The organism is Streptomyces rishiriensis, from assembly GCF_030815485.1.
Lineage (GTDB): Bacteria > Actinomycetota > Actinomycetes > Streptomycetales > Streptomycetaceae > Streptomyces > Streptomyces rishiriensis_A.
Genome location: NZ_JAUSWV010000002.1, coordinates 132,014 through 143,749, shown reverse-complemented (window position 1 = coordinate 143,749; position 11,736 = coordinate 132,014). Strand labels below are relative to the sequence as shown.

The following is an 11,736-nucleotide window of genomic DNA, read 5'->3' as shown; positions in this document are numbered from 1 at the left end:
CTGGTCCGGATACTGAGGACATGGGATTCGCCGTCTTCATGACCTTGCCCGGACTGGTCATCCTGCTGACCGCCGTGGCCTTCGCAGATCAGCTGCTTCTCCGTGCCGGGCGGGCCGGACTGCTGCCATGGCGGAACAGCGCCCGGCAGGGCCAGATATCGGCGACCGGGTTCGAGCAGCTCCACGCGAGCTTCTCACCCGGAAAGCAGAACGAGCTCAAGGAGCGGCAGTCGGCACTGGTGTTGCCGGACGACGAGGAAGACGGGGCACCACCGAACCGGACAACGGTAGACCTGGAGGCAGGGACGGCGGTCGTCCGGATGCCGCAGGCCGACCAGTAAAAGGCCACCCAGCACGGTCAGACTTCAAAGAACACGCTCAGCCGCCCATGGGATGTCAGCTGAGGACCTGGGCACCTCCGCCCAGCCAGGGGTCAGATGGCGAGGCGGTGTACGGCCTCAAGGAGAGCGTCGACGTCGTGCTCGGTGGTGGAGAAGGAGGCGACGAAGCGGCAGACACCCGGCTCCCAGCGGTCGTGGTAGAAGGCGAATCCTTCTGCCAGGAGCTGGTCGATGACCGGCTGGGGCAGGCGGCAGAAGAGGATGTTGGCCTCGACGGCGTGCAGGAGATCGGCGCCGGGAATGGCTTTGAGACCGGTGCCCAGTCGTTCGGCCATCGTGTTGGCGTGGGCGGCGTTGCGCAGCCACAGGCCGTCGGTGAGGTAGGCGTCGAGCTGGGCGGTCTGGAAGCGCATCTTGGAGGTGAGCTGGCCGGCACGTTTGGCCCTGAAGGACAGTTGCGGGGTGAGGGCTCGGTCGAAGACGACGATGGCGTCGGCGGTCATGGCGCCGTTCTTGGTCGCTCCGAAGGACAGGACGTCGATGCCGGCCTGCCAAGTCAGCTCGGCTGGAGTGCAGCCCAGGGCGGCGACGGCGTTGGCGAAGCGCGCTCCGTCCATGTGGACGCGCAGACCTGCGTCCTTGGCGATGCGGGCCAGATCGCGGATCTCGTCGGGGGTGTAGAGGGCGCCGGTCTCGGTGGCCTGGGTGATGCTGAGCACGGAGGGCTGCACGCTGTGCACGTCACCGACCTTCCGCATCGCGGCCGCGCGCAGCTGGTCGGGGTCGATCCGGGCGTCGTCGCCGGCCAGGGGAACAAGCTTGGCCCCGCCCGTGAAGAACTCCGGGGCGCCGCATTCGTCGGTGTTGATGTGGCTGTCGCGGTGGCACAGCACGCTGCCCCAGGGAGGGGTGAGGGCGGCCAGGCTCAGGGCGTTGGCCGCGGACCCGGTGGAGACGGGCAGGACGTCGACGTCTCGTTCGAAGATCTCCGCGAAGCGCGCGCCGGCGCCGGCGGTGAACCGGTCGGCGCCGTAGGGCAGATCCTGGCCGACAGCCGCGGAGGTGACGGCCTGCACGATCTCGGGCGAGGCCCCGGCGGTGTTGTCGCTGGTGAATATCCGCTGGGGCGTGGCGGTGGCGGTGACGCTCATGCGCAGGGGTGTCTTTCAGCTGATGATGGGGGAGGCGATGACGACGGTGACGTCGGCCGGCTCAGGGCCGGTGCGGTAGACGTGCGGGGCATCTCCCGCGAAGGCGAGCAGGTCTCCGGGGTACAGGTCGGTGGGGGCGTCGGCAGGCCCGGCAGTGAGGTGACCGGAGGAGACGAGCAGGTGCTCGACAGTGCCGGTCGCGTGCGGCACACCGTCCAGGTGTGTTCCGGGGGGCATGCGCAGCCGCCAGATCTCCAGGCTGTTGCCGCTGCTGATACGGCGCAGCAGTTCGCGTCCGACTTCGCCGTCGGCCAGACCGGTGCCGGGTACGAACACCGGCCCCGGGTCAGTGTCGCGGGCCAGGAGGTCGGTCAACGGGATGCGCAGGGCGATCGCGAGCGCGTCGAGGGTTTCGATCGTCGGGTTTCCCCGCCCGGCCTCCAGCTTCGACAGCGTCGCCTTGCCCAGGCGCGCCCTGCGGGCCAGCTCGGCGCTGCTCATGCCACGCTGCTCGCGGCGCCGGCGGATCTGGGCTCCGACCGCGATCGCAGTGCTGCTGGCGGGCCGGCGCTCTCCCGGTGGCGGCGTCATCACCGCTCCCGGTGGGTGGCGCTGTAGGAGACGCGGAGGCGGCCCTTCTTGACCTTCAGCGTCGGCAGCACGACGTCGGCGAGGTCGCCGAGGCTGCGCGCGTGGGTTCCGCCGCACGGAGCCGAGTGCAGGTGGGCCAGGTGAACGATGCGACGTCCATCGGCGTCGTTCTCCCAGGTCACGGGCAGGTCCTCGGCAATGGCCTTGGCGACCTCCGTCCGCAGGGCCTCAGTGGCCTCCTCCCTGCCCTCCGGGGTGTCCAGGCGGGCGTCAGGCGTCGGCGCGGTGAACTCGATCCGGGCTTGGCCGGGGAAGTGGTTGTTGGCAGCCAGCACCCAGCCCTGTGCCCGTCCGGCCGCCTCGATCAGATGGCCGGCGGTATGCAGAGCTGCATGCGCGAGACGCGTCGGAAGGTCGATGCGAACCTCGACCGGCTGCCCGACCGAGAAGTCCGGCAGCGCCGTCCCACCGCAGGCCACGGCCAGGATCAGCCCGGAGTCGTGATCCCGCACGGGGACGATCTCGTGACCGTCCACCCAACCGCGGTCGGCCGGCTGCCCGCCGCCCTGGGGGTGGAACAGACAGTGCTCGACCGCCACCCACGGTGTGCCGTCGTGCTCGCCTATGGCAGCGACCCGAGTCTGGGCCTGCTCTTCGTACGTGTCCGCGTAGTAGGCCGGGACCTGCATGACACCCCCGCTAATATTGGTGAACTATGCGTTCACTATAGCGAACGATGTGCGCTGCATCCAGTCCGACCCGACGTCGAACCCGAGGTCGAGACGAGCGGTCGGAGCCGGTGAAGGCTGCTACGCCATAGCGGGGTCAGCCCGAAACGGATCAGGCCCCTGGGCACAGGACCTGCCGACACATCGACACGGACGAGGATCCGACGGACCGAGTGCGTTCCGTGCAAGGGGATGTCCTCGCCCATCGACTGATGCCAGCACTCACCTTCCTGCCCGCCATGCGCGGGACCGCTGCGGGAGTAGGGCCGTGGCGGGAGATCGGTCGGCAAGCGCCTCACGGCCCGCATCACCCTGCCCACGAGCAGCGACATCACTCGCCGTTGACAAGCAGGTCAGCCGGTGCCGCTGACACCGGGCAGCGAAGGACCCGGGGCGCACAGCGTGCCCGGAGCCCTGCTCACCAGCCATGTGCCGCCGACGACAGTCCGAGGGCGGCGGCACGACATGGGGCACTCACCAGTCGTCGGGCGCGCTGCCCGCTCACGCGATCGGTCGGCCCTCACTGTTGTGGCCCCGGTGCCGTTCCTCCATCGGGGTGCGACCGTGCCACAAGCCCGAGAGGCCCGAGGTCCCGGCCGGTGCGGCCGTGCCGCTGGCCTGTCGCCGTGCCGGCCGACGGCCCCCCGTCCCCGCCTACCCGCCCGCCACCCCCTCGCGGCACGCCCGCAGCAACTGTTCGTCCTCCAGGATGTCGCTTCCGCCGAAGCCTTCTGAGCGGGCCCGGTGCCGGCGGGGGTTGGCGAGTTCGGCGTGCAGCAGATCGTGGAGGGGCGACCCCGCCGGGCCCATGCCGGTGAGGCAGTCGGCGATCGTGCGGCGGGTGTACGCGTTCTCCCGCCAGGCGGAGCGGAAGACCGGGAGGACCCGCTCGGCGTCCCCGGTGACCCGCCACAGCGCGCACGCCGCCGTGGTCCGCTCCCACACCTCTCCCGCGTCGAGTGTGCGACGCAGTGCGTCCGACGCGGAGCGCGCCGACGGCCCCAGCCCGCCCAGCGCCTCGGCGGCCGCACGTCGCGGAAAGGAGCGCTCGGCCGTCAACTCCCGTTGCAGCAGCGGGAGTACGGCATCGGGGTCGCGCTCCAGTGACCAGAGCGCGGTCGCGGCGGTCACCCCGCACTCGGTGTGCAGCAGCTCGCGCAGCGCCGGTATCGCCGCCGGGTCCCCCAGACGCCCCAGGGTGCGGGCCGCGTCCGTCACGAGCGAGTCCCGGTTCCGCAGGTCCTCGGGCGTGCCGTGCAGCAGTCGCAGCACCTCCGGGGCGGCGGCGCCGTGACCCAGGGCGGCCAGCGCCACGAGCAGCGGCGCGGCACGGTCGTAGGTGTCGGGGGAGTCGAGGGGGACCTCGGCGAGCCGGACCCGCAGCAGGGGGCCGAGCGCGGTGGCCGCCGGGCTGGCATACGGGATCGCGTATCCGAGGTCCTTCGGTACCTCGGGCTGCCGCAACACCTTGGCCAGCAGGGGCACCGCTCGCGGATCGCCTGTCATGGCCAGCGCCTTGAGGGGACGGCCCAGCGACGGCGCACCGCGCTCCCACTGCCGCACCCGGGCATCGGGACGCTCCATGACGAGTGTCACGAGATGGTCGGCCGCCGGGGAAGCCAGGTGGAACAGATCCTCCAGGACGGACACCGCGGCGTCGCGCAACCGCTCGTCGTCCGAACCCAGCTGCTCCCCGATGAGCGCGACCGGCTCCGCGTAGGACGCCCGCCACTCGCGGAACAGCCCGGCGGACATCCATACGGCGTTGCACCGGTCGGTGGCGTCGGGGCCGGCCAACTGACCCTTCAGGAGGGCGATCCGGTCGGCGACCCGGCTGCCGAGCGCCGTGTGGAGCGTCCGCAGCAACTGGGCGCCTTCCTCGTCGGCGGGGCGCAGCCGGCGGAGGTGTCCGATGAGGGTGCCCGTGTCGGGCCGCTCGGTCACGTCCGGAACCCGGAGCCGCTGCGATCTGTCGCGCAGCAGTCCGATGACCGTGGGCACGAGGTCGGCGGGGAGACGCCCGGGCGCACATCCGGCGAGCTGACCGAGCGCGGCGAGCCGCAGCCCCGGGTCGCCGGCCGTCGTCCCCAGCCGGGCCAGACAGTCCACCGCCGGCGAAGCCGCCCCCGGATGCAGTCGCGCGAAGAACCCCAGGCCTTCGGCGAGCGCCAGCCGGACCCCGCCGTCCGTCTCGTCGGCGAGGCGCTGTCGCAGCAGGCCCAGTACGCGCGCCGGTTCACCGAGGAAGCGGACCAGAGCGGTCGGCACTGCCCGCCGCACCTCCGGGTCCCGGTCGGCGACGAGCGAGGCGAACACCGCGGCGCCCGACCGCACCGCTGCACGAGCCATCGCGTAGTTGGCGTCGGGATGATCGGCGGGGGCACCGGACTCCTCGCCGAAGTCCCACGTGTCCACGGTCCCGCCGCCGATACTGGCGAGGAGCTCCACGATGCCGCCCCGGTCCGCGACGTCCTCCGAGGCGATCAGCGCGAACAGGAAAGGGATGCAGGCGAGGGTGGAGTCGTACACGTCGCCCTGGTGGTGCACTGCTCCGTACATGGCGTCGAGCGCCCGCTCCCGGTCCTCGGGTCGCGGCGATGCCAGCCCGCACAGCAACGCGGGCACGTCCTCGGCGCTTCCGTAGGCATGCTTCATCGAGGCCCAGTCGACCTCGTCGATCCCCCTGAACACGGCGTCCCTCCCGGACGGTCGGCAACTGATCGCGAGTGTGCACCACGGCACTGACAGTTGCCGACCGTCCGGGAAGGGGTGCCGGTCGAAGGGTTGATCGCCATCGAGGTCGTTGAGCGGCCCACTGGGCTCGACGCGGTACGGGCCGGCGTACTGGTGGCCGAGCCCCAGCCTGTCGTCCAGCGATGGCCCGCCGGTGTTGTCAGGCCGCACAGCAGCGAGACCCGCTCCGGATCGACAGCCGTGACACATGCGGCGTGTGGACGGGTACCAGATTCCTCGGCCGTGCCAGGCAGGGGTGACGACAAGCTCACACAGTGGCCGCTACCGTCCTCACCGCTCCTCATCGTGCGGTTGGCGAAAGCGCAGTCTCACTCCGCGACTTCCGCCCTGCGGCGGCAAGGGGGACAGTATGATCAACACCGTGGGCGGCTCCGAGCACGGTTCGACAGGCCACCGGACGGAAGGTGACAAGTCCGTGAAGGCCCTGCGACTGTTGACCCTGAACACCCTCTTCACCGGCGATGTTCCGGCTCGGCTGCGTGCTCTTGGCACGGTGCTCAACCGGTCCGACTACGACATCGTCTGCCTGCAGGAGGTCATGTTCCGGCGCAACGCCCGGCTGATCCGCCGTGCCGCTCCTGCATACCGCTACGGCGCGTACTCGGGCACGGTCCTGCTCAAGGGTGGCCTGGTACTGCTGTCCCGCCGGCCGATCAGCCGGTGGCGGTTCGTGCCCTACCCCATGATGGGCCCGGTGCGCGGTGAACTCCTCATGCGCAAGGGTGCGCAGCTGGCTTCCGTCGCCACCCCGGCCGGTGAACTGGTGGTCGTCAATACCCACCTGTCGGCCAACCGCGACGACGACTGGTCCCCCACGAACCGGTACACGCGGATCGCAGCTGCCGAACTGGCCCGGATCACCGGGCTCGTCGCGGCCATCGACCCCTCCCTGCCCGTCGCCGTGGTCGGTGACCTGAACGTCCCGCGCGACTCGACGGCACTCGCGAACTTCGTCGCCGGAGCAGGGCTGCGCGACATCCTCGCCGACGACACGCGTCCGACCTACCGGCCCACACCTCGATGGCCGTCGCCGCCGGCCTTGGACCACGTCCTGGTCCGGGCCGCAGCCGGGGAGACACTGACCGGCAGCGCTGACCTCGTATTCCAGGACAAGGTGACACTGGGCGATGGCCGCCAGGCCTACCTGTCCGACCATTACGGCGTGCAAGCCCAGCTGATTCGCTCGAAATGACACATGGACCTCCTGAACGCCGCAGTGACCGTGCCCGCGATCGGACCGTTGTCCTTGCGGGCTGACAGCTTCCTCGCGCGGTTTTTGGGTCCTTCGACGAGTCAGCACGGGATCACACGAGAGCGCTGGCCACAGACGCAATCGGACCAGTTCGGTATACGCTCTCGCGTTCGGACCGCAGGGTTGGGATCTGGTACCGGCGGCGAATCCTATTTACCGCTCGGATAGATCCGAAGAAAACCCGCTCGCTCATAAAGTGTGAAGGGAGATACGTAGGACTGGATGCGGGAAGGTTCACTCATACCGGGGTCGCGGTCACTCGTTCTGCCGCGCTTCCGGAAGAGACGGGGCGGCGTTAGCGGGATATGGCGAAAGCGACGTCCCCTGGCCTTCCTCAACGCAACGTGAGGCGCAACGCGACGAGGACAGAAGATCTACCCGCGACTCCTGACTGGCCGATGGGTGCGACATACTCAGTACTTGCGGCGCAGGGCGCCGCCATGGGAGACGGTATGTGGGCCGAACATGGGGTCACCGAGCCGCTGTTACGCGATTTCCTCGGGCTCTTGGAGGCAATCCAGGAGGAACTCAATTCTCGGTGGGACGGCCAGGATCGCTTTGGTCGGCACGAGAACAGCGCATGACGGTAGAAAGCACATGAACCATGACTATGTAAGTCCTTCGTTTGCGCAGCGTGAGTATCGTGAGTATTACTCCGACGCGCACTCCTACGGGACGGGAACCGACTGGAACGGGGGGCCTGGCGACGGCGTCCATACGGGGGTTCCTCTGACTGCACCCGACACGGGCTGGGATGCGGTCGAAGAACTTGCCTATCTCCTGCAGGAAGCTGTTCCGGCGGAGCAGCCGGCCAGGGTGCCGCCGCCTCGCAGCGAGCCTTCATCCGGCGTCGGCTTCACCGATCCGCTGGACGGCCTGGCTCAGCCACCGCCCGCCCGACGCCACATTGTCGGGCATCGCAAGCTGCAAGTCCGAGAAGCCCGGCTCAAGTGGTTGCAGGCCGGCAGTTTCGCTCTCGTTGCCCTTGTCACTGCCACCGTGGCGATGGTCAGCGTCTTCGGAGGCATGGTGACCTACAGGCCGCTGCAGAGCATCACCTCGGGAACGGGTGTCGGCATCGCCCCGTCGTGGCCTCTACTCGTGTACGGCCCCTGGGTGGCGGCCTCGCTGTCCATCCTGCGTGCTGCCCTGCATCGACGCCGAGCCGTGCACTCATGGTTCATCGTCCTGCTCTTTTCTTCCGTCGCGGTGATGCTGTGCGTGGCACAGGCAGACAAGACCATCACCGGAATCGCTGGAGCTGCCCTGCCCGCCGTTGCGTCACTCGCGTGTTTCCAGCAGCTTGTCCGGCAGATCACACTCACCCTGCCGCCCCGGCAGGCCACGCGCCGCCACCGCCTGTAGCCGCGGCGGGCGAGGCGGAACGCGGTCGGTGAGACGGGTGATCAGGCGTCTGGCCGAGGTGGATGAGCTGGGAGGATCCGTTCTCTGCTCCTCGTCCCCGCAGGTGATCGCTCGTACGGGGATTCCGGGGACGTGAACACGGCCTCCGTCTGATTTCGTGCTCCGACCAAAGGGAACCCCTGGGCCCGACCGATCTTACGAATGACCGCCTCAGACCCACGCTTGGAAGGTAGGACAAACACAGGCCAATTCAGCAAACCGTCAACCGAGCCCTGGACACAGCACAGGCGCCGGTCGAGCGCGGCGTCACACGACTGAAGGCGGCGGATCTTCCGCAGGTCCCGGTGCAATTCGAATCGAATGCCGTCAATCGCCGCGGCCGCCTCTACCCTGGAGCGGCAGGTTTGAAACGGCTCGGTAAATACTTACGGTCGTTGCCGAGCGATCACATCAAGCCATGACGGCCTCAACCTCCCTGAAGTCGCTTGCGGTTATGGCGTCAACCATTCAGCATGAGGCTTCCTGGGTAGCAATTGCCTCTGGCACCAGCCATCACGAAACAGACGGCAACAAGTGGCCAAGCCCATGTGTATGCGCGGCCACTCGCAGCCCTGTATCCCCCTGTGCTGGATGCGAAAGATGTTTACGGAAGGGCACTTGAAAGTTTAAATGGAACCTGAAAGCCTGATCACTCACACGGCAGCTGTAAGTCCTGATCGTTGAAGTATCCGTGCAGGCCAGGAGGGTGAGTGCGGGTACGGAACGGCCACCGTGATCATGAATGTTTGTGACGACGATCAAGGATCAGGTGGCCGTGGAGGCCGCGATAGCCGAGCGGGCCTGGACAACGGTGTTCGGGTCGCTGATGGCGGCGGTGGCCGTCTGCTTCCCGCGCCGGGACTCGCGGATGCTGGGCAGGACGATGACACGGGGGATGTTGATGGAGTTGGAGCGGCGTAACTGCTGGACGCTCGCACAGGCTCTGGGCCATGACGGGCCGTACCTGTTGCAGCACTTTCTCGCGCGGCGCCTGGAACCATGACTTGGCCCGCGATCATCTCGCCGCCTGGACGGCAGGCGAACCCGGCGACGCTGAGGCCATGCTGGTCGTCGACGAGGCCGGAGGTGAGAAGTCCTCCACCGACTGCGTGGGTGCATCCCACCAGTACTCCGGTGCGCTGGGCGGGGTGGGCCTGTGCCAGGTCGCCGTCCATCTCACCTACGCCAACGCCTCCGTGCACGGTCACGCACTCATCGACCGTCAGCTGTACCTGCCGGTCCGGCCGAAGACGAGGAACGCCGGCTGCTGCGGCACGTGCCCGACAAGATCACCTTCGCCACCAAGCCGCAGCCGGCCGCCGCGGTGCTGCACCGTGTCCGTGAAGTGGGCGTTGCCTCCCGCTGGTTCACCGGCGACGAGGTCTACGGCAGTCTGGAGTTGCGCCGCACCGCCCGCACCCTGGGTTTCGACTACGCCCTGGCCGTCAAGGCCGACCACCGCGCCACCACCGCCGTCGGCCGCTTCGCGGCCACACAGCTGGCCGCGAAGGTCCCGGCCAGGGCCTGGATGGGCCTGCGCACGGGCAACGGCACCAAGGGCGACCGGCACTACGACTGGGCATTGATCGACGTCCTGCCCGACGACACACCTCCGGGCCAGGACGCAGCCACCACCGGACACGCCTTCCTCCTCGTACGCCGCCACCGCTACACCCGCCAACTGGCCTTCTAACGCTGCCAATCGGCCGCCCCCGTCAGCCTCACGACCCTCGTGAACATCATCCGCACCCGCTGGAAGATCGAGGAGGGTTTCCAAGGAGCGAAGGGCTTGGCCGGACTCGACCAGGGCTAGGTGACCTGCTGGACCTCCTGGATGCGCTGGAGCCTGATCAGCCTGTTCGCCGCCGCCGTCATCGCCGTCACCCACGCCCGCACCCGCACCCCCGACGGAGCCGTACACGGCCTGGAACGCCCCGGCCAGTGGCCGCGAACTCCTGGCCATCCTGCGGATCACCGCACTTCCGCAACCCCGACGCGACCGGGACCACATCCTGCACTGGTCCGCCTGGCGCCGCCATTACCAGCACCAGACCATCGAGGCCCACCGCCGGTGGAACAACATCACCGCCGCGGCAGCCCGTGACCCTGGCCCATGGATCAAGACTCACAGCTGCCGTGACAGAAGGGACGGAGGAGGATTTTAAATGCCGAAAAGGTCATTTCTGGCAGATTCTGCGCGCATATTTCCCAATGCTGGAACATGCGCAAAATGTCAACTCATCCGACAGGCGATGGCTCTCTGGCTGAGTGGCTGGTCCGACCGCAGTCTGTATCTTGCTGAAGAATCTGCCAAGACAGCCGCTGACTCTTCATGCGACTGTGACCTGCGTACTAGAATGTGGTTGGCTTTCGTGCTGACAAGGAGAGGAGAATTCGATCGCGTAACGAAACTTCTCTACCATCCAGAGAATCCGAATAGCAGTCTCTTCGGCCCGGTGATCTTGCCGGCCGGACTCTCGCTAGCCCGGTCACACCTGGCTTTCATGGCCGGAGACCTGGACGCAGCAGCGGCCCTGAGTGACCAGGTGCTTGCGCAAGACGAGGGTAGCCGTGAAATCCGTATCGCGAGTCACCTCATCCTGGCCTTGATCGCTTTGCGGCGTGCAGATGTGAATGCGGCTTCGTCGCACATGCAGATGATTACCGACGACGCATTCATGGGGCGTCTCACCCTGCTGGCGGGACAGTGCGCATGGGTAAACGTGCGGATACGCGAAGCCCAAAGGGGAGCCGAGGGGGTCGCACCAGTCATCGAGGAACTCGTTGACTTCGGCCCGGTCAGCAGGAGCGTACTCCTGTCACAGTCGGCTGCTGCCCCCTGGATTGTGCGGCTGGCGCTGAAATTCGACCAGAAGCCAACGGCGCACAAAGCAGTGAAGCTAGCTCAGAAACTGGCTGAGATGAACCCGCAGCACCATGCGCTAGCCGCATCGGCCCTCCACGCGCAGAGTTTATTCGAGCGAAATTTGGTCGATTTGCGGCTCGCTGCGAAGGCGCAGGTCCACCCCTGGGCGCGAGCTTCGACTATAGAAGACATCGGAAAGTTCTTGGCCCGTGAGCGGTCGCAAAAAGATCAGGCCATAAGAATATTCGAGCAGAGCGCTGACGCCTATATCAAGGCGGGAGCCCCGCGCGATGCCTTGCGAATCAAGAAGAGGCTGTGGGATCTCGGTGTTAGGCACCATCAATCCCGTTGGCGCGCAACCCCACCGACGGCGATCGCGAATCTCACCGAAACGGAAGCCAAGGTAGCTCAATTGGTAGCACAAGGAATGACCAACACCCAGACGGCCAAGCACCTTTTTATATCTCCTCATACTGTGGCCTACCATCTGAAGAAAATATTCTGCAAGTTACGGATCTCCTCACGCGTGGAATTGGCCAGGGACTGGACCAATATTGAGGGTTTTCAGAGTGGCCTCCGTACGGGTGGCGGCGGGACCTTAGGCAACGGACACGGCTTCCGTGCCGTCGAGAGAGGTGCCTAGCTCTCA

The 11,736-nt window shown here is 67.5% G+C and carries 10 protein-coding genes and 1 pseudogene; 7 read left to right on the top strand and 4 right to left on the bottom strand.

Annotated elements, in window-relative coordinates:
• Positions 1-20 precede the first annotated feature (20 nt).
• Positions 21-341, top strand: a complete 321-nt coding sequence (locus QF030_RS02800; RefSeq protein ID WP_307161041.1) for a DUF6191 domain-containing protein — start codon at positions 21-23, stop codon at positions 339-341.
• 92 nt (positions 342-433) lie between these two features.
• On the opposite strand, the gene QF030_RS02795 is transcribed toward QF030_RS02800, so the two are convergent.
• The 4 genes from QF030_RS02795 to QF030_RS02780 all read right to left on the bottom strand — a co-directional run bounded on the left by QF030_RS02795 (position 434) and on the right by QF030_RS02780 (position 5,502).
• Entirely contained in the window at positions 434-1,492 is a 1,059-nt protein-coding gene (locus QF030_RS02795; RefSeq protein ID WP_307161040.1) for a threonine aldolase family protein, read from the bottom strand.
• Between the two features lie 15 nt (positions 1,493-1,507).
• Positions 1,508-2,083 carry a helix-turn-helix domain-containing protein gene (locus QF030_RS02790; RefSeq protein WP_307161039.1) on the bottom strand — a complete coding sequence of 192 codons (576 nt, stop codon included), beginning with the start codon at positions 2,081-2,083 and terminating at the stop codon, positions 1,508-1,510.
• Positions 2,083-2,772 carry a metal-dependent hydrolase gene (locus tag QF030_RS02785; RefSeq protein ID WP_307161038.1) on the bottom strand — a complete coding sequence of 230 codons (690 nt, stop codon included), beginning with the start codon at positions 2,770-2,772 and terminating at the stop codon, positions 2,083-2,085. The genes QF030_RS02790 and QF030_RS02785 overlap by 1 nt, the downstream gene beginning before the upstream one ends.
• Positions 2,773-3,465: 693 nt before the next feature.
• Entirely contained in the window at positions 3,466-5,502 is a 2,037-nt protein-coding gene (locus QF030_RS02780) for a HEAT repeat domain-containing protein (protein WP_307161037.1), read from the bottom strand.
• A 412-nt stretch (positions 5,503-5,914) separates the two neighbouring features.
• Here QF030_RS02780 and QF030_RS02775 point away from each other — a divergent pair, with 412 nt between their 5' ends.
• From QF030_RS02775 to QF030_RS02750, 6 genes and pseudogenes are all read left to right on the top strand, one after another.
• Positions 5,915-6,757, top strand: a complete 843-nt coding sequence (locus tag QF030_RS02775; protein ID WP_307161036.1) for an endonuclease/exonuclease/phosphatase family protein — start codon at positions 5,915-5,917, stop codon at positions 6,755-6,757.
• A gap of 657 nt (positions 6,758-7,414) precedes the next feature.
• Positions 7,415-8,182, top strand: a complete 768-nt coding sequence (locus QF030_RS02770) for a DUF2637 domain-containing protein (protein WP_307161035.1) — start codon at positions 7,415-7,417, stop codon at positions 8,180-8,182.
• 787 nt (positions 8,183-8,969) lie between these two features.
• Positions 8,970-9,224 carry a hypothetical protein gene (locus QF030_RS02760; RefSeq protein WP_307161034.1) on the top strand — a complete coding sequence of 85 codons (255 nt, stop codon included), beginning with the start codon at positions 8,970-8,972 and terminating at the stop codon, positions 9,222-9,224.
• A pseudogene (locus QF030_RS40485) lies at positions 9,172-9,405 on the top strand (transposase); the annotation flags it as partial. The gene QF030_RS02760 and the pseudogene QF030_RS40485, both read left to right, overlap by 53 nt.
• A 92-nt stretch (positions 9,406-9,497) precedes the next feature.
• Positions 9,498-9,914, top strand: a complete 417-nt coding sequence (locus tag QF030_RS40480; RefSeq protein ID WP_373428945.1) for a hypothetical protein — start codon at positions 9,498-9,500, stop codon at positions 9,912-9,914.
• A gap of 679 nt (positions 9,915-10,593) precedes the next feature.
• Complete coding sequence (locus tag QF030_RS02750; protein WP_307167450.1) at positions 10,594-11,730, top strand: helix-turn-helix transcriptional regulator; 1,137 nt, start codon at positions 10,594-10,596, stop codon at positions 11,728-11,730.
• The last annotated feature ends 6 nt before the right edge of the window (positions 11,731-11,736 follow it).

Coding starts and splice junctions, on each gene's coding strand:
- QF030_RS02775 (WP_307161036.1), top strand. CDS start 5,915: ATGATCAACACCGTGGGCGGCTCCGAGCACGGTTCGACAGGCCACCGG.
- QF030_RS02770 (WP_307161035.1), top strand. CDS start 7,415: ATGAACCATGACTATGTAAGTCCTTCGTTTGCGCAGCGTGAGTATCGT.
- QF030_RS02800 (WP_307161041.1), top strand. CDS start 21: ATGGGATTCGCCGTCTTCATGACCTTGCCCGGACTGGTCATCCTGCTG.
- QF030_RS02795 (WP_307161040.1), bottom strand. CDS start 1,492: ATGAGCGTCACCGCCACCGCCACGCCCCAGCGGATATTCACCAGCGAC.
- QF030_RS02790 (WP_307161039.1), bottom strand. CDS start 2,083: ATGACGCCGCCACCGGGAGAGCGCCGGCCCGCCAGCAGCACTGCGATC.
- QF030_RS02785 (WP_307161038.1), bottom strand. CDS start 2,772: ATGCAGGTCCCGGCCTACTACGCGGACACGTACGAAGAGCAGGCCCAG.